Here is a 24895-nt window from a genome sequence, read left to right as displayed (position 1 = left end):
GCGGATTTGCGCGGGACCCGCGCGTTCGCCGCAGCGCAAGATGCGGTGGCGCGGGACCGGGCGGAGAGTGCGACGAGGCGTCCGCCCGCCGGATTTCATCTTGAATATCCGCGCGAATTAGATAACATGTTAAGTAATGAGCCGGGCACGAAGCCCGTCCTGGAGAGGAGGAGACGTGATGAGGAAGACAATGTTGGCGGTGTTGATGGCCGCCGCCATCCTGCCGGCCGCGGGACCTGCCGTCGCGCAGGACAAGACCGTCAATCTCAAGGTGTCGCTATGGGTGCCGCCGGCGCATCCGCTGGTGCCCGCGACCCAGGCCTGGGCCGCCGACATCGAGAAGGCATCGGGCGGCACCATCAAGGTCACCGTGTTTCCGTCCGAGCAACTCGGCAAGGCGTTCGACCATTACGACATGGCGCGCGACGGCATCGCCGACGTCACCTATGTCAATCCTGGCTATCAGCCCGGCCGTTTCCCGATCGCGGCCGCCGGCCAGCTTCCGTTCACCTTCTCCGACGGCAAGAAGGGCACGCTGGCGCTGAACGAGTGGTATCACAAATATGCGCCGACCGAGATGAAGGACACCAAGCTGTGCTTCGCCTTCATCCACGATCCGGGCGCGCTGCACGGCAAGAAGAAGATCGTGCTGCCGAGCGACCTCTCCGGCGTCAAGGTGCGTCCCGCGCAGAGCACCATCGGCGAGATGGTGAAGATGTTCGGCGGCACCAATGTGCAGGCCTCCGCGCCGGAATCGCGCGACGCGATCGAGCGCGGCGTGGCCGACGAGATCACCTTCCCCTGGGGCTCGATCTTCCTGTTCGGCATCGACAAGGTGGTGAAGTACCACATGGACGTGCCGCTCTATTCGACGGTGTTCACCTACAACATGAACCTCGCCAAATATAATTCGATGTCGGCTGCCCAGAAGAAGGTGATCGACGATCACTGCACGCCGGAATGGGCCTCCAAGGTCACCGACCCCTGGACCGATTTCGAAGCCAATGGCCGCACCAAGATGAAGGCGCTGGAAGGCCACGAGGTCTATCCGCTGACTTCGGATCAACTCGCCGAGTGGAAGAAGGCGGTCAAGCCGCTGCGCGACAGCTGGGCCGAGGCGGTGAAAAAGGCCGGCGGCGATGCGGCAAAGATCGATGCCGATCTGCAGGCCACGCTGAAGAAGTTCGAGGCGGGGATCTGATCCCGCTCCCCTTCACCTCTCCCCGATTGCGGGGAGAGGTCGGATCGCATCGTCAGATGCGATCCGGGTGAGGGGGTACAGGTCTCACCGCATTCACGACTCGTGGAAGCAGCCCCTCACCCCAACCCTCTCCCCGCAAGAGCGGGGGAGAGGGAGCTCATCGAAGCAACGCATGACGCAATCTGCCGAAGTTTCCCAAGACGGCGCGATCACCGGCCCACCCGAGCCGGCGCGCAAGAATTTCATGGATCGCTTCATCGATTCGATCGAATGGGTCGCGGCCTTCTTCGTTGGCGTCGTCGCGCTCAACACCTTCACCGCGGTGTTCATGCGCAAATTCTTCGCGGTGACGATCCCCGACTACTACAATTTCGGCCAGTTCCTGCTCGGCATCCTGATCTTCTGGGGAATTGCGGCGACGAGCTATCGCGGTACCCACATTACGGTGGATCTGGTCTGGGCCAATGCCTCGCCGCGCTACCAGCGTTGGATCGATATCTTCGCGACGCTGGTGCTGCTGTTCGTGGTGAGCGTGCAGACCTACACGCTGGTCGACAAGGTGATCGACACCAGGAACAGCCATATCGTCACCATGGATCTCGGCGTGCCGGTCTGGCCGTTCTTCCTGGTGTCGTGGATCGGCGACGTCTCCGCGGTGCTGCTGATCGCGATCCGCACCTACCGCCTGATCTTCCATCCGGAAGATATCCATGACGCCAAGATCAAGACCGCGGAGTAGACGGCCATGAGTCTCGACCTCAGTCCCGAGACCGTCGCCGTCATCGGCTTTGTCAGCCTGTTCGTGCTGATGCTGCTCCGTGTCCCCGTCGGCATGGCGATGGGCCTCGTCGGCATCACCGGCTTTGGCTATCTCACCGGCTTCGCGCCGGCGCTCAAGCTGGTCGGCCAGACCACGATGCGCACGGTGACGGATTATTCCTTCGGCGTGATCCCGATGTTCCTGCTGATGGGCGCCTTCGTGTCGGTCTCGGGAATCAGCCGCGAGCTGTTCCGCGCCGCCAACACCTTCGTCGGCCATTGGAAGGGCGGGCTCGGCATTGCGACGATCGCCGCCTGCGGCGGCTTCGCCGCGATCTCCGGCTCGTCGGTCGCGACCGCCGCGACCTTCTCGGCCGTCGCCTATCCCGAGATGCGCCGCTTCGGCTATCCGCAATCATTCGCCGCCGGCGTGATCGCGGTCGGCGGCACGCTCGGAGCGATGCTGCCGCCGTCCACCGTGCTCGCGGTCTACGGCATCATCACCCAGCAGGACATCGGCAAGCTGTTCATCGCGGGCGTGGTGCCGGGCCTGCTCGCGATCCTGATGCATATGATCACGATCGGCATCATCGGCGTGACGCGGCCCGCTTTCCTGCCGGCGGGAAAGAAGGCGTCGTGGCACGAGCGCTTCGTTGCGCTGCGCGACGTCTGGTCGCCGCTGCTGCTGTTCCTGTTCGTGATCGGCGGGCTCTATGGCGGCTTCTTTGTCCCGACCGAAGCCGGCGCGGTCGGCGCGGTGGGCGCCTTCATCATCGGTATCCTCCGCGGCAAGCTGACCAGGGACGGCATCCTGCAATCGCTGCTGCAGGCGACGCGCACCGCGGCCGCCGTGTTCACGGTGCTGATCGGCGCGCTCTGCTTCGGCTATTTCCTCACCATCACCCAGACGCCGCAGCACGTCACTGAATTCCTCACCGGGCTTGGCATCGGCCCCTATGGCGTGCTGGCGCTGATCCTCCTGATGTATCTGGTGCTCGGCTGCCTGATGGACGCGATGGCGATGGTGATCCTCACCGTGCCGATCGTGTTTCCGGTGGTGACCGCGCTCGGCTTCGATCCGATCTGGTTCGGCATCATCATCGTCATGACGGTCGAGCTCGGCCTGATCCATCCGCCGGTCGGTATGAACGTGTTCGTGATCAAGAGCGTCATCAAGGACGTCAACATGTCGACGATCTTTGTCGGGGTGCTGCCGTTCGTCATCACCGACCTGATCCGGCTGGTGATCCTGATCCTGTTCCCGCTGCTCGCGACCTGGCTGCCGCAGCGCATGATTGGTTAGGCCTATGAATCCCGAGCTTGAGACCAGATACGTCTTCACCATCACCGCCCGGATCGCGGAGGTGACGTCCGCCGGCGACATCGGCACCGGCGTCCGCCGCATCATTCCGATCATCGGCGGCGAGGTGAAGGGCGAGAAGGTCAACGGCAAGGTGCTGGCGTTCGGTGCGGACTTCCAGATCATCCGGCCCAATGAGCTGATCGAGCTGGAGGCGAAATATGCGTTCGAGACCGACGACGGCGCCGTCGTCTATGTCGAGAACAAGGGCATCCGCTTCGGGCCGGTCGAGCTGTTGCAGAAGCTGAAGCGCGGCGAGCCGGTCGACCCGAAGCTGATCTATTTCCGCACCGTGCCGAAATTCGAAACCGGCGCCGAAAACTACCGCTGGCTGATGCAGCACATCTTCGTCGGCTCCGCCGCCCGCCACGCCGACCGCGTCGTGATCGACGTGCATCAGGTGCTGTAGCTTCGCACACTTGCCGTCTCACCCGCCGGGATCCGCCACACATTCGGTGTCGTCCCTGCGAAGCAGGGACCCATACTCCGCGGTCTGTGCCGTGAACGGGACTCGTCGTTCCGCCGTCGCGCAGCAATAACCGTTTGTGGTTATGGGTCCCCGCTTTTCGCAGGGACGACGGGTGGAGGGAGCCGCGCGTATCAACTCCATCACCGTCACCCTGAGGAGGCCGCGCAGCGGCCGTCTCGAAGGGTCGATGGCCACCAGCCGTGCGCGCCCATATTGACTCTCCCGCTAATCGTTATAAAACATAACTATTCTGAACGGGAAACAATAACGCCATGGGAAACGCTGCCGGCGAGGGAGACGCCTCGCTGCTCAGGATCGAGACGCGAGGGGCGGTGCTGACGGTCGGGCTGAACCGTCCCGCCAAGCGCAATGCGCTGAACGACGGCATCATCCTGGCGCTGCGGGATTGCTTCTCCGCGATACCGGATGCGGTCGGCGCCGTCGTCATCCATGGCATCGGCGACCACTTCTCGTCCGGCCTCGACCTCTCCGAACTGACCGAGCGCGACGCCACCGAGGGCCTGGTGCATTCCCAGATGTGGCATCGCGTGTTCGACCGCATCCAGTATTGCCGCGTGCCTGTCATCGCCGCACTGAAGGGCGCGGTGATCGGCGGCGGACTGGAGTTGGCTTGCGCCGCGCATATCCGCGTCGCCGAGCCGTCGGCCTATTTCGCGCTGCCCGAGGGCCAGCGCGGCATCTTCGTCGGCGGCGGCGGATCGGTGCGGCTGCCGCGCCTGATCGGCGTGCCTAGGATGGCGGACATGATGCTGACCGGGCGGGTCTATTCGGCGACCGAGGGCGCCGCCTACGGCTTCTCGCAATACCTCACCGAGGCCGACGGCGCGCTGCCGAAAGCGCTGGAGCTTGCCGAGCGCGTCGCCGCCAATGCGCCGCTGACCAACTTCGCTGTGTTGCAGGCGCTACCGATGATTGCCGAGGCCAATCCGCAGACCGGCCTGTTGATGGAATCGCTGATGGCGACGGTGGCGCAGAGCGACAAGGAAGCCAAGAAGCGCATCCGCGCGTTTCTTGATCGCAAGACCGCCAAGGTGAAGCCGACATGAGCGCCGCGCCGTCTGCGACCACTGCGAGCGTGCATCCGCTGCGCCCGATCTCGTTCGGCAATCCCGACGTCACCGTCGAGCGCCGCGACGACGGCACCATCTACCTCCGACCGAAGCTCAGCCTCGCCGATTTTCCGGTTCGCCTCACCGATCGCCTGCACCACTGGGCGAAGGCCGGGCCGAACCGCGTGTTCATGGCCGAGCGCGCCGCCGGTGGCGGCTGGCGGCAAATCACCTACGCGCAACTGCTCGAGGCTATCAGGCGCATCGCCTCCGCGTTGATCGCGCGCGGGTTGTCGGCCGAGCGGCCGATCGTGATCCTGTCGGGCAATTCGATCGATCATGCCTTGATGGCGCTCGGCGCGCTCTATGCCGGCGTTCCGTTCTGCCCGGTGTCGCCGGCCTATTCGCTGGTGTCGCGCGACTATGGCAAGCTCAGCTTCGTCATCAAGCTCCTGACGCCGGGCCTCATTTTTGTCGACGATGCCGACAAGTTCGCCGACGCGCTGCGTGCCAATATCGGACCCGATGTCGAGATCGCCGCGAGCCGCGGCACCGTGCCCGGCCGTGAGGTGACGCGCCTTGCCGGTCTCCTGGCGACGCCGGAAGACCCGCGCCTCGATGCGACCCATGCGGCAATCGGTCCGGACACGATCGCGAAATTTCTGCTGACGTCGGGCTCGACCGGCAATCCCAAGGCCGTCATCAATACCCAGCGCATGATCTGCGCCAACCAGGTGATGCTGCGCGAGACGCTGGCGTTCCTCAAGGATGAGCCGCCTGTGATCGTCGACTGGTTGCCGTGGAATCACACCTTTGGCGGCAACCACAATGTCGGGCTGACGCTCTATAACGGCGGCTCGATGTATCTCGATGAGGGCAAGCCGATGCCCGGCGGCATCGAGGAGACGGTGCGAAACCTGCGCGAGATCTCGCCGACGGTCTATTTCAACGTGCCCAAGGGCTATGAATCGCTGCTGCCCTATCTGCGCGATGACGCCGGTCTGCGGGCAAAATTCTTCGCCCGACTGCATGCGATGTTCTTCTCGGGCGCCGCGCTGTCGCCGTTCATCTGGAACAGCCTCGATGCGCTCGCCGTGCAGGAGAAGGGCTATCGCGTGCCCATGCTGACCGGCCTCGGCGCCACCGAGACTTCGCCGTTCTTCATGTCGGTGCGCCCGGATACCAGCCGCTCCGGCCATGTCGGGCTTCCGGTGTCGGGCAATGATGCGAAGCTCGTTCCGAACAACGGCAAGCTCGAGGTCCGCGCCAAGGGCCCGAACGTGACGCCGGGCTACTGGCGGCAGCCCGAGCTGACCGCCAAGGCGTTCGACGAGGAGGGCTTTTACAAGTTCGGCGACGCGCTGAAGCCTGCCGACGCTGGCGATCTCGATGCCGGTTTCGATTTCGACGGCCGCATCGCCGAGGATTTCAAGCTGGCGAGCGGCACCTGGGTCAGCGTCGGACCGTTGCGGGCGCGCTTCGTCGGCACCTGCGCGCCGCTGGTGCGCGACGTCGTGATCGCGGGGCTCAACCGCGACGAGCTCGCCGCGATCGTGATCCTCGATCTTGATGGCTGCCGCCTGATCAATCCGCAGCTCGCCTCTGGCGATATCGCGGCCGCGGCCAATGATCCGCTGGTGCGGGCGGCCTTCAGCGAGCGCTTCGCGCGCGTGCTGGCCGGCGCCACCGGCTCGTCGAACCGGATCGCGCGCGCGATCCTGCTCGACACGCCGCTGTCGATCGATCGCGGCGAGGTCACCGACAAGGGCTCGATCAACCAGCGCGCGGTGCTGGAGCATCGCACGGACATCATCGAAGCGCTTTATGCGCCGGTGCCGCCGGCATCGGTGATCACGTCAGTCTAGTTCTCGAACAGGAGAAAGCCATGCAGTTGAAGGACCAGGCCGCCATCGTCACCGGCGGCGCATCGGGATTGGGCGCTGCGACCGCGCGCGGTCTCGCCGCGCAGGGCGCCAAGGTCGCGGTCTGCGACCTCAACGCCAAGCTCGCCGAGAGCGTCGCGGCGGAGATCGGCGGCATTCCCGTCGTTTGCGACGTCGCCGATTCTGCGGCGGCCGAGGCCGCGGTGGCCGCCGCCGCCAAGGCGCACGGCCCCGCGCGCGTGCTGGTGAACTGTGCCGGCATTGGGGTGGCAAAACGCGTGATCGGTCGCGAGGGGCCGATGGCGCTGGGCGACTTCGACAAGGTGATCAAGGTCAATCTGATCGGCTCGTTCAACATGCTGCGGCTTGCGACCGCTGACATGGCCAAGCTCGAGCCGCTCGCAACCGGCGAGCGCGGCGTCGTGATCTCGACGGCGTCGGTCGCGGCCTATGACGGTCAGATCGGGCAGGCGGCCTATTCGGCATCGAAGGGCGGCATCGTCGCGATGACGCTGCCGATCGCGCGCGAGCTCGCGCAATTCGGCATCCGCGTTCTGACTATCGCGCCCGGCCTGTTCATGACGCCCCTGCTGGCCGGCCTGCCGCAGGAAGCGCAGGATTCGCTCGCCGCCGCGATCCCGTTCCCGCGCCGGCTCGGCCAGGCCGACGAGTTCGCCTCGCTGGCGCTGCACATGATCGACAACCCCTATCTGAACGGCGAAGTGGTGCGGCTCGATGCCGCGCTCCGGATGGCGCCGCGCTGAAGCATGATCCGGAAGAGCACGAACGCCCTTCCGGATCGCTCATGCTCGATCGAGGATAAACCATGTTCGTCAATCGGCGCGACGTGCAGATCCAGTGGGGCGATTGCGACCCCGCCAACATCGTCTATTACCCGCGCTACTTCGCGATGTTCGACGACTCGACCTCGATCATGTTCGAGGCCGCCGGTTGCTCGAAGCAGGACCTCGTCCACAAATACGGCCTGGTCGGCATTCCCATGGTCGACACGCGGGCGAAATTTCACATCCCGTCGACCCATGGCGACTGGATTACCATCGAGAGCCGGATCGAGAGCATCAAGCGCTCGAGCTTCGAGGTGGTGCACCGCGTGTTCAAGGACGAGGCGCTGGCGATCGAGGCGTTCGAGACCAGGGTGCTGGTCGGCCGCCACCCGGACGATCCCGCCAAGCTGAAATCGGCGCCGTTTCCGCAGGAGATTATTGACCGCTTCATGAAGGGCTGACTCGCACCCCCTCATGACTCGACTTTCGGAGCATGATCCTCTCGGAAAACCGGTTTCCACTTTTCCGGATCATGCTCTAAAGAAGGGGCTGAATTGGCCCGCAAAACCGGTTTAAACCCAAAAAACTTAACTGCAGGGAGGAATGAATGAGGAAGGCCACTCTCGCCGCCGCGGTGCTCGCGGCAGCCATCGCGCTGCCGGGCGCGCCCGCACTGGCGCAGACCAATGAAATCACCATCGGCATCTCGATCTCGACCACGGGGCCCGCCGCGGCACTCGGCATTCCCGAGCGCAATGCGCTCGATTTCGTGCCGAAGGAGATCGGCGGCGTACCGCTGAAGCTGATCGTGCTCGACGACGGTGGCGATCCGACGGCCGCGACCACCAACGCGCGGCGCTTCGTCACCGAGTCCAAGGCCGACATCATCATGGGCTCCTGCACCACGCCGCCGTCGATCGCGGTGTCGACGGTCGCCAACGAGGCCGGCATCCCGCATTTCGGCCTCGCGCCGTTCCCGATCAACGAGGCGCGCATGAAGTGGTCGGTCGACCTGCCGCAGTCGATTCCGATCATGGGCAAGGTGCTCTACGAGCACATGAAGGCGCACAACATCAAGACCGTCGGCTATATCGGCTATTCGGATTCCTACGGCGATCTCTGGGTCAACGACTTCAAGGCGCAGGCCGTGCCGATGGGCCTGACCATGACCGACGAGGAGCGCTTCGCGCGTCCGGATACCTCGGTCGCCGGCCAGGTGCTGAAGCTCGTCGCCGCCAATCCCGATGCCATCCTCGTCGGTGCTTCCGGCACCGCCGCGGCGCTGCCGCAGACCGCGCTGCGCGAGCGCGGCTACAAGGGTCTGATCTACCAGACCCACGGCGCCGCCAGCATGGACTTCATCCGCATCGCCGGTGCGGCCGCGGAAGGCGTCATCATGTCGGCCGGCCCGATCATGTCGCCGGAAACCCAGCCCGACAGCGCGCTGACCAAGAAGCCCGGCCTCGCGCTGAATACGGCCTATGAAGCCAAGTACGGCGCCAACAGCCGCAGCCAGTTCGCCGGCCACTCGTACGATGCCTTCGAGGTGATGAAGCGCATCATCCCGGTGGCGCTGAAGACCGCCAAGCCCGGCACGCCGGAATTCCGCGAGGCGATCCGCAAGGCCTTCATCTCCGAGAAGGAGATCGTCGCGACCCAGGGCGTCTACAACTGGACCGAAAAGGATCGCTACGGCCTCGACGACCGTTCGCGCATCCTACTGACGGTCAAGGACGGCAAATACGTCCCGGCGATGTGAGCTGGACGCAATCTCTGAAACGAAGAAGCCGGTCCCGATGGGGCCGGCTTTTTCTCACCCTCCCCTGGAGGGGGAGGATCGCCGCGCATGTAATGCGCGGCGAGGTGGGGTGACGGTCTCTCCGCGGTGGAGTTGCGCGTCCTAAATCGCGCTCTCGCCTTCGTGCTGGAAGCCGAGATAGCTCGCGGCGACGCCCTTGTTGGCGGCGATCTCCGTCGCGGGGCCTGACAGCACGAACTCGCCGAGCTCCATGACATAGGCGCGGTCGGCGATCTGCAATGCGGCCTGGGCGTTCTGCTCGACGAGGAGCACCGAGACGCCGGCGGCGCGGAGCTCGCCGACGATGCGGAAGATGTCGGCGACGATGATCGGAGCGAGGCCGAGGCTCGGCTCGTCCAGCATCAAGAGCTTCGGCGCGCCCATCAGCGCGCGGCCCATCGCCAGCATCTGCTGCTCGCCGCCGGACAGCGTTCCGGCAAGCTGCTTGCGCCGCTCCTTGAGCCGCGGAAACAGCGTGTAGACCCGCTCCAGCGAGGCGGCCGCGACGGCCTTCGCGATCCGGAACGCGCCGAGCTCGAGATTGTCCTCGACATTCATTGTGCCGAACAATTCGCGATGCTCGGGCACCAGGCTGAGGCCGGTGGCGACGCGGTCCTCGATATCGAGCGGCGCCATGTCGACGCCGGCGAAGCTGGTGCGCCCCTTCAGCGGCAGCACGCCCATGATGGCGTTGAGCAAGGTGGTCTTGCCGGCGCCGTTGGCACCGATGATGGTGATGATCTCGTTCTGGGCGACGTCGAGCGAAACGCCGCGCACCGCCTCGACCTTGCCGTAGGAGATGTGGACGTCGGTCACCGATAGCAGCGCACTCATGCGGCGGCTCCGAGATAGGCCTTGATCACGTCGGGGTTGCGCTTGATCGCGGCCGGCGTGCCCTCGGCGATCTTGGTACCGAAATCCAGCACCACGATGCGGTCGGCGAGATCCATCACGAACCCCATGTCGTGCTCGACCAGCAGCACCGACATGCCGCCGTCGCGCAATTGCCGGAGCAGCGCGGCCAGCCGCTGCTTCTCCATGTGGCGCAGGCCGGCGGCCGGCTCATCGAGCAGCAGCAGCATCGGATCGACGCACAGCGCGCGGGCGATCTCGACAATGCGCTGCTGTCCGAGCGACAGCGAGCCCGCGAGCTGGTCGATCTGGTCCGACAGGCCGACGCGCGCGATCTGCCGCGCGGCTTCCGCCAGCAGCCTCGCCTCATCAGCGCGGTCGAGCCGCAGCATGCTGGAGATCGCGCCGGAATTGCCGCGCAGATGCGCGCCGATCGCGACATTCTCCAGCACGGTCATGTCGGGCACCAGCTTGACGTGCTGAAAAGTCCTGGAAACGCCGAGCTTGACCACCTCCTGCGGCGGAGCGTTCGCGACCGCGTTGCCGAGCACTGAGATCTTGCCGCTGGTTGCGGTCAGGACGCCGGTGATCAAATTGAAGGTCGTGCTCTTGCCGGCGCCGTTCGGGCCGATCAGCGCGACGATCTCGCGGGCGTTGACGTCGAACGAGACGTCGTTGACCGCGAGCACGCCGCCGAACTGCTTGCGCGCCTTGTCGATGTGCAGAAGGATCGGAGACGTTCCTGGCGCTCGTTCGCGGTGCTCCAGTTTCACGGACGTGTCCGGGGTCTTGCGGGCGGGCTTGAACGGCAGCCGCGACATCAGCCAGGGCCAGACGCCCTGAGGCGCGAGCTGCAGCAGCAGCACCAGCATGATGCCGAACACGATGGTCTCGAGCTGGCTCTGGCCGCCGAAGATGTAGGGCAGGTAGCTCTGCAGCACCTCCTTGAGGATCACGACGATGCCGGCGCCGAGCACGCCGCCCCAGACGTAGCCCGCGCCGCCGACCACGGCGATGAACAGATACTCGATGCCGGCCTGCGCGCCGAACGGCGTTGGGTTGGCGGCGCGCTGGAAATGCGCATACAGCCAGCCGGACAGGCCGGCCAGCACCGCGGCATAGATGAACACCAACAGCTTGGCGCGGGGCGTCTGCACGCCGAACGCTTCCGCCGCAACATGGCCGCGCCGCAAGGCGCGGATCGCGCGCCCGGTGCGGGAGTCCAAGAGGTTCATGGTCAGCAGCGCGGACAGCAGCACCGCGACCCAGATCGCGTAGTAGATCGCATCCGGGCTCAGCATCTTGAACGAGCCGATCGACAGCGGGGGAATGCCGGAGATGCCGTCGTTGCGGCCGAGGAATTCGAGCTTGCTGAACAGATAGAACAGCCCGATGCCCCAGGCGATGGTGCCGAGCGGCAGATAATGGCCGGATAGCCGTACCGTGACGATGCCGAGCAGCACGGCGGCGATGCCGCTGACCAACAGCGAAGCCGGCAGCGTCAGCCAGGGCGAGACGCCGTAGGCGGTGGTCAGCACCGCCGTGGTGTAGGCGCCGAAGCCGCAGAACGCGGCCTGGCCGAACGAGGTCAGGCCGCCGACGCCGGTGAGCAGCACGAGGCCCATCGCGACCAGCGCGGCGAGGCCGATATTGTCGAGCAGCACGATCCAGAACGGCGGGATGCCCGGGACAAGCGGAATCACCGCCATCACGAGCGCGAAGATGATGAGGGGAAGGCGCTGCGTCATCGCGCTCAATCCTTCTCTTCTTCGACCTCGGGCGCCGCGAGCGAGCGCAACACGAGCACGGGGAGGATCAGCGTGAACACGATGACTTCCTTGAAATTGCTGGCGTAGAACGACGAGAAGGCTTCGACGATGCCGACCACGATGGCGGCGACCGCGGTCAGGGGATAGCTGACCAGGCCGCCGATGATGGCGGCGATGAAGCCCTTCAGGCCGATCAGGAAACCGGTGTCGTAATAGAGCGTCGTGATCGGCACGATCAGGATGCCGGAGATCGCGCCGATGACGGAGGCGAGCAGGAACGCGATCTGGCCGGACAGCGTGGTGCGAATGCCGACCAGGCGGGCGCCGAGGCGGTTGACCGCGGTGGCGCGCAGCGCCTTGCCGGTCTTGGTGTAGCCGAAGAACAGCCACAGGGCGACGATGAAGCCGATCGTCAGGCCGTAGACCGCAAGGCTCTGCCCGGTGAAGCGCAGCGGGCCGGCGGTTACTGCGGCATTCGACAGCGCAGGCGCGCGCAGGCCTTCGGCGCCGAAGAACACCAGGCCGAGGCCCTGTAGCGCCAGATGGCAGCCGACCGAGGCGATCAGCAGCACCAGCACGGAAGTGTGCGCGATCGGCTGGAACGCGATGCGGTAGAGGAACAAACCGATCGCCGCCACGATCAGGAGCGCGAGCGCGATGTTGACGGCGATCGGCGTGCCGGGACCGACCAGCGCGTAAATCAGACCGAGCAGCGCGACGGGAAAGGCGATGTTGAGCGCGACCGAGCGGATCACCAGCCGCGCATGCAGCGCGTTACGGGCGAAGAACAGGTCGAGGGCGAAGGCGACGAGGCCCATCGCGACCGCAAGCCGCGCTGTGCCGGGCACCTGGCCGGTCGCCAGCATGGCGTAGCTCAGCGCGCCGTAGGTGACGAATTCGCCCTGCGGGATCAGGATCACCCGCGTGACCGCGAACACCAGCACCAGGGCCAGCCCCAGCAGTGCGTAGATCGCGCCATTGGTGATGCCGTCCTGCAGCAGGAACAGCATGATCGTTGTGTTCAAGGCCGAGCGCTCCCCCTCAAGCGTCGGACCGCCTCAACCGGTCGTGCCGGTCAGGTCGGCCGATATCGGCTGTTGAAAGCTGCCGACATTTGATATAGTTCATAACAATTATTAGATATAATCTCAAGGTCCCCGAGTGTCGTGCGGGATTCTTGTAGCGGGATTGCGAGCCTGGAGCGATGACTGTTTCCAAGACCGCCACCGATGCCCTCCGTTCGTCGCGGGCCCTGCGCAGGGAACCGGCCGATTCTGCCGGGGACGACAGCATGCTGCAACTGGGCGAACTGTCCGGATTGCTCGGCTATTCGTTGAAGCGCGCGCAGCTCAGGGTATTCGAGGACTTCCTGCGCTGCGTCGCGCCGCTGCAGCTGACGCCGGCGCAGTTCTCGGTGCTGCTTCTGCTCGACAAGAATCCGGGCCGCAACCAGACCGAGATCGCCAACACGCTCGGGATCCTCAGGCCGAATTTCGTCGCGATGCTCGACGCGCTGGAGAGCCGCGACCTTTGCGCGCGGATGCGCTCCACCAACGACCGCCGTTCCCACATCCTCGTCCTGACCGACAAGGGCCGCGCCGTGCTGGCGCGCGCCAAGAAGCTGGTCGCCAACAAGCACGAGGCGCGGCTGATCGAGGTGCTCGGTCCGGCCAACCACGCCGCGCTGCTGGAGATGCTGGCGAAGCTCGCGCAGGAGTTTTGAGAGAGCGCGACGGCCCGTCCGCTCGCAATGACGCGTTGGGTTGATACATATCCAGCATGCGGGCGCCGCCAGGCGGCGAACCATCGCGGTCTAAAGCTTGTAGCCGATGTTCCGCAGCAAATCCTTCCGCCACGCAATGTCGGCGTCGGTTTCGACACCCAGCGGCGAGGCGCCATCCACCACGCCGAGCACGCCGCGCCCGAGCTCCGTCTGCGCGACGATCACCTGTGTTGGATTGGCCGTCGAGCAATAGATGCGGCAGACCTCCGGCACTGCGCGCACCGCCGGGAGCACATTGACGGGAAAGAACCCGTCGCCGAGGAAAATCAGGAAGGTGTGACCGGCGCCGATCGCCAATGCGTTGTCGCGTGCCAGGGCGAGCGAGGCGTCGTCGTTACCGGAGCAGCGCACCAACCGCTTGCCGGAGGCCTCGCAGAAAGCCAACCCGAAGCGGATGCGCGGAACCGTGCCCACCAGCGCTTCGTGAAGGTCTTCCACGGTCTTGATGAAATGCGACTGGCCGAAGATGAAGTTGGTCTCATCCGGCTTGACGATGGGCACCACGGTGAGTTCCATGGCTTCGCTCCTGCACGCGAACTCCCCAATCCATGGTAGGCCGTCGGAGGGCGTTTGCAAGCGGCCACAGGCGCTCAAATGTGCCGGCTGTTGCTTCGGCTCACGCCGACCAGCGTCCGTACTCACGACGGCTCTCAAGGGGGACCGGAAATCGCCGGGAGGTTGCGCGCCGAAGGGCGGCAATTGTGGTATCCTCCGTCAAGCGCGATGGCCCGTATGTTGCCCGGCCCCTCGCAAATGGCCGCGAAGCGTACCGAGCGTTGCTAACGGATCTGAAGGGAGCGCTTCCGGGGGCTCGAGGAGGATCAACGCCGTGAAGCGGGACTTCGACCTCATCGTCTATGGCGCGACGGGTTACACCGGGGGTCTCATCGCCGAATATCTGGCGACATCCTATCGCGGCGACGATGCTCCGTCCTGGGCAATTGCGGGACGCTCGACCGACAAACTCCAGAAAGTGCGTGCCGACATCGGCGCACCGGACGATTTGCCGTTGGTGAAGGCGGATGCCGCCGAGCCGGCCAGCCTGCGTTCGATGTGCGAGCGCGCGACCGTGGTCGTCACCACGGTCGGGCCCTATCAGCTTCACGGTCCCGAGCTAGTGGCGGCATGCGCGGCCACCGGCACGGCCTATGTTGATCTTTGCGGCGAACCGGGCTGGATGCGGGCTATGATCGACGCCTATCACGAAGAGGCAAAACGGACCGGCGCGCGCATCGTCTTCTCCTGTGGCTTCGATTCCATCCCGTTCGATCTCGGTGTGCTCACGTTGCAGGAGAAGGCGCGCGAGAAATTCGGACGCCCGGCGCGGCGGGTGAAGGCCCGTCTGCGCAAGGTGAGGGGTGGCATGTCTGGCGGCACCGCGGCGAGCGCTCAGGCGACGCTGGCCGCCGCGGCGCGCGACCCGGCCCTGATCCGGCTGCTGACCGATCCCTTCGCGTTGACGCCGGGCTTCACTGGGCCGTCTCAGCCGTCGGGCCTCGTCCCCGAATATGACACAAGCATGCACGCGTGGCTCGTGCCGTTCCCGATGGCGCCGATCAACACCAAGAACGTGCACCGCACGAACTTCCTGTTGGGCCATCCCTACGGCAGGGACTTCGTTTATGACGAGATGATGGTGGCGCCGGCACTTGGGGACATCGCGAGCGTGACGACGGAGACGTTCGCCACGGTGGTGTCCTTGTTCGGGACCGGCGGTCTCAAACGCGGCGCAGGCCCGACCCGGGAAGCGCGCGAGAGGGGCTTCTACGACATCTTCTTTCTGGGCGAGGTGCCGGATGGCGGACGGGTCGAAGCCGTCGTCACCGGCGACCGCGATCCGGGCTATGGCTCGACAAGCAAGATGATCACCGAAAGCGCTCTCTGCGTCGTGCGTGACGTGCAGGGTGAGGGCGGCATCTGGACGCCGGGCGCGCTGATGGGGCCGGCCTTGCGCAAGCGTCTAAAGGAGCGCGCCGGCCTCACTTTCAGTGCGCGTTGAGGTCACGCACGCAGTCGGCAGGTATAGCAGCCCGTTCGGCTAAAAAAGCGACTAGAGGGCGATCATACGATCGTCCGCTACGATACTTGAACTTGGCTCCAACTCTTCTGCTTGCAAGGAAGGCAACCCTAATCCAGGGCCAAGCAATTGACGGCAGCGAAGCAGTGCCGCAAATCCGGACAGTGCGTCGAGACTGGTCCGAAGCAGCATCGGTAACTCGCTCGGCTGTTTCATTGTCGCACGGACCAGCGCGGCGAGATCGATCGTCCCGTTTGCACGCACTGCGGACAGGGCGGCGGCAGGAAGCTGCCGACCGGCCGGATCCATGATCACGCGGACGGCAGTCATAGGGAGGCCGCGCGCTGCAGCGACACTCGCCGCCACATGGGATTCGTTATCGACCGCCAGCGCGCCTGTACTCATATGCAGCGAGCGCTTCGCTTCTGGATGCATGGCGACCGTGGTCACACCAGCAATAGGGCCATAAATCGAACCGGGGATGAGTCGAAGCAAGGCTTGCGACCAGTCTCGATCAGTGAAGAGCTGAATCGTTTCCGAAACGATCGTCGATGCTACGACGCATGCGCCTGCCGGGAGGTCGGGCGAAAGGCCGCCCGCGACGCCAAAGCTGATAAGACCGTAGCAATCCTCAGCAATTGCCGACGCGAGAGACTCCGCGAGCGTGCTGCCATCGCCACTGCAGATCGCCTGCGTATGCAGGTCTGCAGCGATCCGCGCCTCAAATGCAAGTCCCGTGACTCCAATCACCGCTGCCATGAGTCCGCTCCCCGGATGCCGCGCTGGACGGCGAGTGTCCGCGCATGCGGGTCGTATCAGGAGTGTTCTGCTCCAACGCCAAATCGCAAATGACTAACGAGTTAGTTTCTGACGGATATGTTAGCTGCTTTGTTTTGGCGCCGTGATAAATGCTGCCTAGGGCCGGGATCCGTGGCGAGCGTGAGATCGTGCCGGAAGCTGCAACAGCGCACTTGACGAGCCAAATCGGCGACCTCACGAGACGCGTGCCGATGCAATGTCCGCCGCGTCTCCAAGTCATCGTGCGGAACGATTTGGAGCGTTGTCCGCGCTGGCAGTTCGCCTTCGCGAGCGAGCGCAAGGATCATCGATACTATGAGTTGGTCGAGGATACCCTTCATCCCGAGTTCGATTACCGGTATTTCCTCATCAAAGATGCGGTTGATCAGGTTTGTGCTGTACGGCCATTCTTCCTAATGGACCTGGATTTGCTGGCCGGTGCGAGGCCGCGGTTTGGCGTACTCATCGACGCCATTCGCCGGATGTGGCGAGGTTTGATGCGCGCCCGTGCGCTCATGGTGGGGTGCGTCGCAGGGGAAGGTCATCTTGACGGGGACGAGGCCTGCCATCGAGGCTGCGCGGAACTTCTGGCCTCTACGATTGCAATACATGCTCGCAGGCTCGGGGCGCGGCTGATCGTGCTCAAGGAGTTTCCGGCGCGATACCGACCAATCCTCGACTGCTTGATCGCTCACGGCTTCACCCGCATCCCCAGCCTGCCCATGACCAGGCTTTGCATCGATTACGCCAATTTCGATGACTATATGAATCATGCGCTCAACAGCGCAACCCGCAAGAAACTTCGCAAGAAGTTTGAGGCGACAGCGCGGGCCTCTCCATCCGTCGAGATGAACGTCGTCAACGACGCGACGCCGGTGATCGCGCAGATCTATCCATTGTATTTCCAAGTCTATCAGCGTTCGAAACTGCACTTCGAGAAGCTGACGGAACGATACTTCTGCGACTTGGGGCGGCGGATGGGGGACAAGGTCCGCTTCTTCCTCTGGCGTCAGAACGAGCGGATCGTCGCGTTTGCCGCATGCATGGTACATGGTGACGCGATCTATGCGGAGTACATAGGTCTCGACTACGATGTCGCCTTAGACCTGCACCTCTATCATTATGTGTTTCGCGACATGGTGAGCTGGGCAATCGCCAACGGGTACAAATGGTTTCGCAGCAGCGGGCTGAACTATGATCCAAAGCTGCACCTGAGGCACTTGCTTGATCCGATCGACTTATACGTTCGGCACACCTCCGCGCCAATCAACTCAGTGTTGAAGCGCATTTTGCCGGTGCTCGAGCCGACGCGATATGACGAGACGCTTGCGAAGTTTCGTAACTATCAGGAGCTTTGGGCGCAGCCCGAGACTGGCCTTGGGTCCGTCGAGGATACGGCCTAATCCACCAAAATCACCCGCACGTCATTGACGTTGGTCAGCGTCGGTCCGGTCAGCAACAAATCCCCGGTCTGGGCGAAGAACCCCGTCGCATCGTTGTTCTCGAGATAGGCCTTCGGATCGAGGCCGATCGATTTCATCTTCGCGAATGTCGCCTGGTCGATCACGGCGCCGGCCGGGTCGGTCGCGCTGCCGGCGCCGCCGTCGGCGCCGTCGGTATCGGCGGCCAGCGCTGAGACGTCGGGCGTATCCTTCAGCAGGCCGGCCAGCGCCAGCGCGTATTCCTGGTTGGGGCCGCCGCGGCCGTTGCCGCGCACCGTCACCGTCAGCTCGCCGCCGGAGATGATCGCGACCCGCTTGCCTTCGCTGCGCGCCTTCAGCGCAAGCCGCGCATGCGCGGCCGCGATCTCGCGGGCCTCGCCTTCGAGATCGGCGCCGAGCGCGATGGTCTCGTAGCCGGCGTCCCGCGCGACCTTCACCGCGGCGTCGATCGAGGCCTTCGGCTTTGCCAGCAGTTCGAATGTCGCCCGCGCGAAGACGGCATCGCCGGGCTTGCAGCTTTCGTTCGCGGGATCGTCGAGCGCGCGGCGGACCGCGTCGTCGATCGAGAGATTGTATTTGGCGACCAGCGCGCGGGCGTCCGCCAGCGTGGTCGGATCCGGCACCGTCGGCCCGGAGGCGATCGCGGAGGGATCGTCATGCGGCACGTCCGATATCGCCAGCGTGACGATCTCGGCCGCGTGCTGGCCGGCGCGCGCCAGCCGTCCGCCCTTGATCCGCGAGAGATGCTTGCGCACGGTGTTCATCGCACCGATCGGCGCGCCGGAGCGCAGCAGTGCGCGGTTGACCTGCTGCTTCTGGGTAAAGCTCACGCCGTCGACCGGCGCGATCCAGTTCGCCGAACCGCCGCCGGTCAGCAGCACCAGCAGGAGATCGTCCGGGGTCGCGGTCGCGGCGAGCCGCAGCGTGTCGTCCGCCGCCTTGAGCCCGGCCTCGTCGGGCACCGGGTGGCCGGCCTCGACCACCTTGATGCGGCGGGTCGGCACGCCATGGCCGTGGCGGGTGGTGGCGATGCCGACCAGCCGCGACGGATCGAGCTCGAGCGCGTCGAGATAATGCCGCTCGGCCGCCGCGGCCATCGCCGCGGCGCCCTTGCCTGCGCAGAGACAGATCACCCGTCCCTTCGGCACCGGCCGCAGCCGCGACGCCAGCACGACGTCGGGATGCGCAGCCGCCACAGCGGCATCGAAGATCGAACGCAGGAAAGGACGACGGTCGGTCATGGTTGTGCCTTATGTAACGCGGTCAGTGTCCGCCGACTTCGCCGCTGATGACGTCGCCGAACAATTGCCAGCGCTCGCCCTTGAACTGCATCAGCTGGAGCTGTTCGATCGGCTGGAAGTCGGCAGGCCCGGTCGACAGCGTCACGCCGGGCAGCAGGCCGCCCTGCGCGAATTGCTTCAGGCTCGCCGCCTGCTTCATCACATTGGCGCGGGTGAGGTCGTCACCGCAGCGGCGCAGCACCTCGACCATCGTGGTCGCCATGTTGTAGCCGGTCATCGCCGAGGCATCGACGCGGTTGGTGTCAGGCATGTATTTGGCGAGCAGTTCGTCGAACGCCTTCATGCCGGCGTCGTCCTTCCATTGCGGATCGCTGGCGTCCTTGGCGTAGGCGGCCGAGATCACGCCCTGCGCATTGTCGAGGCCGGCCGGACGCATCACGGTCGCGGTGGAAGCCGAGACGTTGGAGACGATCGTCACCGGCTTCCAGTTCATCTCGCCGAGCTTCTTGATCGCCTGGGCGCCGAATTTCGGCGTGGTGAAGAAGACGATGACGTCGGGATTGGAGGATTTCAGCCGCACCACATGGGAATCGATCGTCGGCTCGGCGACTTCATAGCTCTCCTTGGCGACGACGCGCGCGGGATCGCTGGCGAAGCCGTCTTCCAGCCCCTTGAGGTAGTCCTTGCCCATGTCGTCGTTCTGGTAGAGCACCGCGACCTTGGTGGCGGGCTTTTCCTTGAGCAGATATTTCGCGTAGATCCGCGACTCGCTCTGGTAGCTGGGCAGCCAGCCCATGGTCCAAGGGAAGGCCTTCGGATCGTTCCACTTGGTCGCGCCGGTCGCGACGAACAGCTGCGGTACCTTCTTGGCGTTGAGATATTTCTGGATCGCGGTGTTGGAGGCGGTGCCGAGCGTGCCGAACAGGAACAGCACCTCGTCGCTCTCGACCAGCTTGCGGGCCTGCTCGACGGCCTTCGGCGGCGAGTAGGCGTCGTCATAGGAGACGAAAGTGATCTTGCGCCCGTTGATGCCGCCGTCGTCGTTGACCTTCTTGAACACCGCGGCCATCGCCTTGCCGACCACGCCATAGGCCGACGCCGGGCCGCTATAGGGCACGATGTTGCCGATCTTGATCTCGGTGTCGCTCGCACCGGTGTCGTATTTCTTCTGCGCCCATGCAGCATTGCCGGTCGCGGCGGCGACGGCGAGGCCGAGCAGGGCGGTTGCGACACGGTGTCGGATCGGCATCGGCATTTCCCGAAATCTCCTTGTTGTTGCCGCCGCGCGAGGGCGTCGGTTTCTTGTCGGGGTTCTTGCCGGTTTACCTAGCGTATTGCCGGGCAAAGTGTAAGCGGGCATTGCCCGGGCCGGCCTGCGAGCAGGCCATGGCTTTAAATTCCGGTTTCCGACGCGTTTTCTTCGCGCGAATCGGTACCCGCTTCGCCCGGAAATGCGCCAACAAAAAGCCCCCTGCGAGGGTATCGCAGGGGGCCTTTCCCGGTCGAGGGGCGGCGGGAGATCAGCCGCCGACGTCGGCGCTGATGACCTCGCCGAACAGTTCCCATTTCTCGCCCTTGAACTTCATCAGCTGCAGCTGGCTGATCGGCGCGAAATCGTTCGCCGCGGTGTTGATCTTGACGCCAGGCAGCAGCACCTCGGTGCGGAAGTCCTTCAGGCTTGCGGCCTGCTTCATGATGTTCTCGCGGGTGAGGTTGTCGCCGCACTGCTTCAGCACCTGGACCAGCGTCTGCGCCACGCCGAAGCCGACCACGGTGCCGCCGTCGAGCTTGTCGCCTTCGGGGAAGTCCTTGGCCATGAAGGCGTAGAACTCCTTCATGCCGGGGTCATTGTCCCATTGCTTGTCGGAAGCGTCCTTCAGGTAGGCGGCGGAGATGATATCCTGTGCGTTCTCGAAGCCGGCCGGTTTGATCACGCTGCCGACCGATGCCGACACGTTGTTGAGGAAGTGGGTCGGCTTCCAGCCGATCTCGGCGACCTTCTTGATCGCCTGGGCCGCGAATTTCGGCGTCGCGATGTCGATGAAGACGTCGGCGTTGCTCGCCTTCAGCTTGACGATGTTGCTGTCGATGGTCGGCTGGGAGGTCTCGAAGCTTTCTTCGGCGACGATCATGCTGGCGGCCTTCTGGCCGAGCCCGTCCTTCAGGCCCTTCAGGTAGTCCTTGCCGTAATCGTCATTCTGGTAGAGCACCGCGATCTTGGCGTTCGGCATGTTCTTCAGGATGTATTTTGCGTAGATCTGGGTCTCGCTCTGGTAGTTGGGCTGCCAGCCCATGGTCCAGGGAAAGTCCTTCGGGTCGTTCCACTTGGTGGCGCCGGTGGCGACGAACAGCTGCGGCACCTTCTTGGAGTTCATGTATTTCTGGATCGCCGAGTTCGACGGCGTGCCGAGCGAGTTGAAGATCAGCAGCACCTCGTCGCTCTCGACCAGCTTGCGGGCCTGTTCCACGGCCTTCGGCGGCGAGTAGGCGTCATCGTAGGAGATGAAGTTGATCTTGCGGCCATTGATGCCGCCGGCGTCGTTGACCTTCTTGAAATAGGCGGCCTCGGTGCGGCCGATGACGCCATAGGCGGACGCCGGGCCGCTGTAGGGCATGATGTTGCCGATCTTGATCTCGGTATCGCTGGCGCCGGTGTCGTATTTCTTCTGGGCAAGCGCAGCGCTGCCGGATGTCGCGACGAGCGCGAGCGCGGCCCCGAGGACCGCAAGTTTTTTGGTAGCGGACATCTATGTCTCTCTCCCTGTTTGTCATGTGTCTCGGCCTCTTGCTTGGAGAGCTCTTTATTTGGCTGCAGTGATTATCATTTTAGGCGGTTCGCCTCAATGAGAAGCCCCTGCGGCAAACGCCGCAGGGGCGGTATCTTTGGTCGACCTTCCCGGCCTAACCGCCGACGTCGGCGCTCAAGACTTCGCCGAAGCGCTCCCAGGTCTCGCCCTTGAAGCGGATCAATTGCAGTTGCGAAAGCGGCGCGAAATCGGTCGCCGAGGTGTTGACCTTGACGCCGGGCAGCAGGCCGCCGGGCTCGTAATCGCGAATGCTGGCCGCCTGCTTCATGATGTTCTCGCGGGTCAGATTGTCGCCGCAGGCCTTGAGCACGTGGACCAGGCCCTGCGAGACGATATAGGCGTACATCACGGAGGCATCGGCCCGGTTCGCTTCCGGATAGTACTTATCGAGGAATTCGTTCCAGGCGATCATCGCCTTGTCGGTCTTCCACTGCGCGTCGGTCGGATCCTTGAAATATTGCGACGAGACGATGTCCTGGGCGTTCTCGAAGCCCGCGGGCTTGATCACGCTGCCGATCGATCCGGAGACGTTGTTGAGGAAGTGCAGCGGCTTCCAGCCGAGCTCGGCATTCTTCTTGATCGCCTGTGCGGCGAACTTCGGCGTCGTGATGTTGAAGAATACGTCGGCGCCGGAGGCCTTGAGCCTGACGATGTGGGAGTCGATGGTCGGCTCCGTCACCTCATAGCTGTCCTCGGCGACGATCATCGACGCGGCCTTGGCGCCGAGCCCGTCCTTGAATCCCTTCAGATAGTCCTTGCCGTAGTCGTCGTTCTGGTAGAGCACCGCGATTTTGGCATCCGGCTTGTTCTTCAGGATGTACTTCGCATAGATGATGGACTCGCTCTGGTAGTTGGGCTGCCAGCCCATCGTCCAGGGGAAATTCTGCGGGTCGTTCCACTTGGTGGCGCCGGTGGCGACGAACAGTTGCGGCACCTTCTTCTGGTTCATGTATTTTTGGATCGCCGAGTTCGGTGGCGTGCCGAGCGAATTGAAGATCAGCAGTACCTCGTCGCTCTCGACCAGCTTGCGCGCCTGCTCGACCGTCTTCGGCGGAGTGTAAGCGTCGTCGTAGCTGATGAAGGTGATCTTGCGGCCGTTGATGCCGCCCTCGGCGTTGATCTTGCGGAAATAGGCCTCCTCGGTCTTGCCGATCACGCCATAGGCTGAGGCCGCTCCGCTATAGGGCATGATGTTGCCGATCTTGATCTCGGTGTCGGAGGCGCCGGTGTCGTATTTCTTCTGGGCAAGCGCCGCGCTGCCGGATGCGGCGACGAGCGCAAGCGCAGCAGCAAATGCCGTCAATTGTCGTATTGCAGACATGCCGTTTCTCTCCCTGATTGCCGATGATGTGTCGCGGCCCCCTGTTTCGAGGGCTCATTATTGGTCGTAAAAACTATCATCTTACCTGGGGTGTCTCAATGAAAAGCCCCTGCGGCATTGCCGCAGGGGCTGCGTCTTTAGTCGACCACTTTCAAGGCGGGCCGCTGCTCAAAAATCCGCCAACGCGTTCGCGTGTGCGTGGAGCCAACCGCGGAGATTGCGGTCGAGTAAAGCGACGCTGTTGAGTTGAGCGAGCGGATCGAACAGACCGACGTGACGATCAGTTGCTCAGATTGCTCGAAATGATGTCTCCGAACAGCTCCCACCTTTCGCCCTTGAACCGCATCAGGCGCAGTTGCTTGATCGGTGCGAAATCGGTGGCCGAGGTGTTGATGCTGATGCCCGGCAGCAGCGTGCCGGGGACGAAATCCTTCAGGCTTGCGGCCTGCTTCATGACATTGGCGCGGGTGAGGTCGTCACCGCACATCTCCAGCACCTTCACCATGGTCTGTGCGGCGGCGTAGCCGAACGAGGTGGCGCCGTCGAGCTTGTTGGCGTCGGGATAATTCTTCTTGAGGAAGGCGAGGAATTTCTCCATGCCGGGATCCTTGTCCCACTGCGGATCGGCGCCGTCCTTGAGATAGGATGCCGATAGGATACCCTGCGAATTCTCGAAGCCCGCCGGCTGCATCACGCCGCCGACCGACGCCGAGACATTGGCGACGATCTGCAACGGCGTCCACGCGATCTCGGCGGCCTTCTTGATCGCCTGTGCCGCGAATTTCGGCGTCGTGATGCTGACGAAGGTGTCGGCACCGGTGGCCTTCAGCTTGACGATGTGGCTGTCGATCGTGGGCTCGGATGTCTCGTAGGCCTCCTCGGCGACGATCATCGATGCCTTGTCGCCGAAGGCGTCCTTCAGGCCCTTGAGGTAGTCCTTGCCGAAATCGTCGTTCTGGTAGAGCACGGCGACCTTGGCGTCGGGCTTGTGCTTCATGATGTATTTTGCGTAGACCCGCGCCTCGTCCTGGTAGGACGGCTGCCAGCCCATGGTCCACGGATAATCTTTCGGGTCGTTCCACTTCGAGGCGCCGGAGGCGATGAACAGCTGCGGCACCTGCTTCTCGTTCATGTATTTCCGGATCGCCGCATTGGTCGCGGTCCCGACCGAGCCGAACAGCAGCAGCACTTCGTCGTTCTCGACCAGCTTGCGCGCCTGCTCCACCGTCTTGGGCGGCGAGTAGCCGTCATCGTAGGAGATGAACTTGATCTTGCGGCCGTGGACGCCGCCGGCATCGTTGATCATCCTGAAGTAGGCGGCCTCGGTCTTGCCGATCGTGCCATAGGCCGAGGCGGGGCCGCTGTAGGGCATGGTGTTGCCGATCTTGATCTCGGTGTCGCTGGCCCCGGTGTCGTATTTCTTCTGCGCCAGCGCGACATTGCAGCTCGTCAGGATCAGAGCGAATGCGGACAACAGCGCCGTCAGGGACGGACGTGCGGCAGTCATGGTTTCCCCACCTCGGGTTCTTTGTTTGGAGTA

The 24895-nt window shown here is 64.1% G+C and carries 22 protein-coding genes; 12 read left to right on the top strand and 10 right to left on the bottom strand.

Going from position 1 to position 24895, the window contains the following annotated elements; all coding sequences use genetic code 11:
• The first annotated feature begins 178 nt into the window (after positions 1-178).
• The 9 genes from ACVWZM_RS15040 to ACVWZM_RS15000 all read left to right on the top strand — a co-directional run bounded on the left by ACVWZM_RS15040 (position 179) and on the right by ACVWZM_RS15000 (position 9286).
• Positions 179-1201, top strand: a complete 1023-nt coding sequence (locus ACVWZM_RS15040) for a TRAP transporter substrate-binding protein (RefSeq protein WP_456783316.1) — start codon at positions 179-181, stop codon at positions 1199-1201.
• A 172-nt stretch (positions 1202-1373) separates the two neighbouring features.
• Positions 1374-1940: a TRAP transporter small permease gene (locus tag ACVWZM_RS15035; RefSeq protein ID WP_057015996.1), complete on the top strand. Its 567-nt coding sequence runs from the start codon at positions 1374-1376 to the stop codon at positions 1938-1940.
• A gap of 6 nt (positions 1941-1946) precedes the next feature.
• Positions 1947-3263 (top strand): TRAP transporter large permease, encoded by a 1317-nt coding sequence (locus tag ACVWZM_RS15030; protein ID WP_057015997.1) that lies wholly within the window; start codon positions 1947-1949, stop codon positions 3261-3263.
• Positions 3264-3267: 4 nt separating this feature from the next.
• Positions 3268-3729, top strand: coding sequence for a DUF3237 domain-containing protein (locus tag ACVWZM_RS15025; protein ID WP_076832505.1), 462 nt, complete (start codon positions 3268-3270; stop codon positions 3727-3729).
• Between the two features lie 332 nt (positions 3730-4061).
• Positions 4062-4856 carry a crotonase/enoyl-CoA hydratase family protein gene (locus tag ACVWZM_RS15020; protein ID WP_168857598.1) on the top strand — a complete coding sequence of 265 codons (795 nt, stop codon included), beginning with the start codon at positions 4062-4064 and terminating at the stop codon, positions 4854-4856.
• A complete protein-coding gene (locus ACVWZM_RS15015) occupies positions 4853-6724 on the top strand; it encodes a feruloyl-CoA synthase (RefSeq protein ID WP_456853770.1) in 1872 nt (623 codons plus the stop codon). Before ACVWZM_RS15020 ends, ACVWZM_RS15015 begins: the two co-directional genes overlap by 4 nt.
• 20 nt (positions 6725-6744) lie before the next feature.
• Complete coding sequence (locus ACVWZM_RS15010; RefSeq protein ID WP_456853768.1) at positions 6745-7506, top strand: SDR family NAD(P)-dependent oxidoreductase; 762 nt, start codon at positions 6745-6747, stop codon at positions 7504-7506.
• 62 nt (positions 7507-7568) lie between these two features.
• Positions 7569-7988: an acyl-CoA thioesterase gene (locus ACVWZM_RS15005; RefSeq protein WP_253604891.1), complete on the top strand. Its 420-nt coding sequence runs from the start codon at positions 7569-7571 to the stop codon at positions 7986-7988.
• A gap of 146 nt (positions 7989-8134) precedes the next feature.
• Entirely contained in the window at positions 8135-9286 is a 1152-nt protein-coding gene (locus ACVWZM_RS15000; protein WP_168857602.1) for an ABC transporter substrate-binding protein, read from the top strand.
• A gap of 141 nt (positions 9287-9427) precedes the next feature.
• On the opposite strand, the gene ACVWZM_RS14995 is transcribed toward ACVWZM_RS15000, so the two are convergent.
• From ACVWZM_RS14995 to ACVWZM_RS14985, 3 genes are read right to left on the bottom strand one after another with little or no spacing between them, the layout of a single operon-like run.
• Positions 9428-10159: an ABC transporter ATP-binding protein gene (locus ACVWZM_RS14995; protein WP_456853766.1), complete on the bottom strand. Its 732-nt coding sequence runs from the start codon at positions 10157-10159 to the stop codon at positions 9428-9430.
• A complete protein-coding gene (locus ACVWZM_RS14990; RefSeq protein WP_456853764.1) occupies positions 10156-11925 on the bottom strand; it encodes a branched-chain amino acid ABC transporter ATP-binding protein/permease in 1770 nt (589 codons plus the stop codon). Before ACVWZM_RS14990 ends, ACVWZM_RS14995 begins: the two co-directional genes overlap by 4 nt.
• Positions 11926-11930: 5 nt before the next feature.
• Positions 11931-12971, bottom strand: a complete 1041-nt coding sequence (locus tag ACVWZM_RS14985) for a branched-chain amino acid ABC transporter permease (RefSeq protein WP_028336532.1) — start codon at positions 12969-12971, stop codon at positions 11931-11933.
• A 179-nt stretch (positions 12972-13150) separates the two neighbouring features.
• Between ACVWZM_RS14985 and ACVWZM_RS14980 the strand changes: the two genes are divergently transcribed.
• Positions 13151-13669 carry a MarR family winged helix-turn-helix transcriptional regulator gene (locus tag ACVWZM_RS14980; RefSeq protein ID WP_028336531.1) on the top strand — a complete coding sequence of 173 codons (519 nt, stop codon included), beginning with the start codon at positions 13151-13153 and terminating at the stop codon, positions 13667-13669.
• Positions 13670-13759: 90 nt separating this feature from the next.
• On the opposite strand, the gene ACVWZM_RS14975 is transcribed toward ACVWZM_RS14980, so the two are convergent.
• On the bottom strand, positions 13760-14245 hold the full coding sequence (locus ACVWZM_RS14975; protein WP_076832491.1) for an adenosine-specific kinase: 486 nt from the start codon (positions 14243-14245) through the stop codon (positions 13760-13762).
• A gap of 313 nt (positions 14246-14558) precedes the next feature.
• Between ACVWZM_RS14975 and ACVWZM_RS14970 the strand changes: the two genes are divergently transcribed.
• Positions 14559-15728 (top strand): saccharopine dehydrogenase family protein, encoded by a 1170-nt coding sequence (locus ACVWZM_RS14970; RefSeq protein WP_456853762.1) that lies wholly within the window; start codon positions 14559-14561, stop codon positions 15726-15728.
• 51 nt (positions 15729-15779) lie between these two features.
• Here the strand turns inward: ACVWZM_RS14970 and ACVWZM_RS14965 are convergent, their stop codons facing one another.
• Entirely contained in the window at positions 15780-16505 is a 726-nt protein-coding gene (locus ACVWZM_RS14965; RefSeq protein WP_456853760.1) for a phosphorylase family protein, read from the bottom strand.
• Between the two features lie 212 nt (positions 16506-16717).
• On the opposite strand from ACVWZM_RS14965, the gene ACVWZM_RS14960 reads away from it, so the two are divergent.
• Positions 16718-17947 (top strand): GNAT family N-acetyltransferase, encoded by a 1230-nt coding sequence (locus ACVWZM_RS14960; protein WP_456856698.1) that lies wholly within the window; start codon positions 16718-16720, stop codon positions 17945-17947.
• Here the strand turns inward: ACVWZM_RS14960 and ACVWZM_RS14955 are convergent.
• The 5 genes from ACVWZM_RS14955 to ACVWZM_RS14935 all read right to left on the bottom strand — a co-directional run bounded on the left by ACVWZM_RS14955 (position 17944) and on the right by ACVWZM_RS14935 (position 24862).
• Positions 17944-19227 (bottom strand): glycerate kinase type-2 family protein, encoded by a 1284-nt coding sequence (locus tag ACVWZM_RS14955; RefSeq protein ID WP_456853758.1) that lies wholly within the window; start codon positions 19225-19227, stop codon positions 17944-17946. The two genes, ACVWZM_RS14960 and ACVWZM_RS14955, sit on opposite strands and share 4 nt — an antisense overlap.
• 22 nt (positions 19228-19249) lie before the next feature.
• Positions 19250-20482, bottom strand: a complete 1233-nt coding sequence (locus tag ACVWZM_RS14950; RefSeq protein ID WP_028338255.1) for an ABC transporter substrate-binding protein — start codon at positions 20480-20482, stop codon at positions 19250-19252.
• A 265-nt stretch (positions 20483-20747) separates the two neighbouring features.
• Positions 20748-21974, bottom strand: coding sequence for an ABC transporter substrate-binding protein (locus ACVWZM_RS14945; RefSeq protein ID WP_057016010.1), 1227 nt, complete (start codon positions 21972-21974; stop codon positions 20748-20750).
• Positions 21975-22128: 154 nt separating this feature from the next.
• Positions 22129-23355, bottom strand: a complete 1227-nt coding sequence (locus ACVWZM_RS14940; RefSeq protein WP_076832477.1) for an ABC transporter substrate-binding protein — start codon at positions 23353-23355, stop codon at positions 22129-22131.
• 280 nt (positions 23356-23635) lie between these two features.
• A complete protein-coding gene (locus ACVWZM_RS14935) occupies positions 23636-24862 on the bottom strand; it encodes an ABC transporter substrate-binding protein (RefSeq protein WP_229189407.1) in 1227 nt (408 codons plus the stop codon).
• Positions 24863-24895: the final 33 nt, after the last annotated feature.

This window comes from Bradyrhizobium sp. USDA 4501 (assembly GCF_054062115.1).
This window is presented reverse-complemented; position numbering and strand designations above follow the sequence as displayed.

Coding starts and splice junctions, on each gene's coding strand:
- ACVWZM_RS14995 (WP_456853766.1), bottom strand. CDS start 10,159: ATGAGTGCGCTGCTATCGGTGACCGACGTCCACATCTCCTACGGCAAG.
- ACVWZM_RS15040 (WP_456783316.1), top strand. CDS start 179: ATGAGGAAGACAATGTTGGCGGTGTTGATGGCCGCCGCCATCCTGCCG.
- ACVWZM_RS14950 (WP_028338255.1), bottom strand. CDS start 20,482: ATGCCGATGCCGATCCGACACCGTGTCGCAACCGCCCTGCTCGGCCTC.
- ACVWZM_RS14975 (WP_076832491.1), bottom strand. CDS start 14,245: ATGGAACTCACCGTGGTGCCCATCGTCAAGCCGGATGAGACCAACTTC.
- ACVWZM_RS15035 (WP_057015996.1), top strand. CDS start 1,374: ATGACGCAATCTGCCGAAGTTTCCCAAGACGGCGCGATCACCGGCCCA.
- ACVWZM_RS15015 (WP_456853770.1), top strand. CDS start 4,853: ATGAGCGCCGCGCCGTCTGCGACCACTGCGAGCGTGCATCCGCTGCGC.
- ACVWZM_RS14940 (WP_076832477.1), bottom strand. CDS start 23,355: ATGTCTGCAATACGACAATTGACGGCATTTGCTGCTGCGCTTGCGCTC.
- ACVWZM_RS15005 (WP_253604891.1), top strand. CDS start 7,569: ATGTTCGTCAATCGGCGCGACGTGCAGATCCAGTGGGGCGATTGCGAC.
- ACVWZM_RS14945 (WP_057016010.1), bottom strand. CDS start 21,974: ATGTCCGCTACCAAAAAACTTGCGGTCCTCGGGGCCGCGCTCGCGCTC.
- ACVWZM_RS14990 (WP_456853764.1), bottom strand. CDS start 11,925: ATGACGCAGCGCCTTCCCCTCATCATCTTCGCGCTCGTGATGGCGGTG.
- ACVWZM_RS15025 (WP_076832505.1), top strand. CDS start 3,268: ATGAATCCCGAGCTTGAGACCAGATACGTCTTCACCATCACCGCCCGG.
- ACVWZM_RS15030 (WP_057015997.1), top strand. CDS start 1,947: ATGAGTCTCGACCTCAGTCCCGAGACCGTCGCCGTCATCGGCTTTGTC.
- ACVWZM_RS14965 (WP_456853760.1), bottom strand. CDS start 16,505: ATGGCAGCGGTGATTGGAGTCACGGGACTTGCATTTGAGGCGCGGATC.
- ACVWZM_RS14935 (WP_229189407.1), bottom strand. CDS start 24,862: ATGACTGCCGCACGTCCGTCCCTGACGGCGCTGTTGTCCGCATTCGCT.
- ACVWZM_RS15020 (WP_168857598.1), top strand. CDS start 4,062: ATGGGAAACGCTGCCGGCGAGGGAGACGCCTCGCTGCTCAGGATCGAG.
- ACVWZM_RS15000 (WP_168857602.1), top strand. CDS start 8,135: ATGAGGAAGGCCACTCTCGCCGCCGCGGTGCTCGCGGCAGCCATCGCG.
- ACVWZM_RS14955 (WP_456853758.1), bottom strand. CDS start 19,227: ATGACCGACCGTCGTCCTTTCCTGCGTTCGATCTTCGATGCCGCTGTG.
- ACVWZM_RS15010 (WP_456853768.1), top strand. CDS start 6,745: ATGCAGTTGAAGGACCAGGCCGCCATCGTCACCGGCGGCGCATCGGGA.
- ACVWZM_RS14980 (WP_028336531.1), top strand. CDS start 13,151: ATGACTGTTTCCAAGACCGCCACCGATGCCCTCCGTTCGTCGCGGGCC.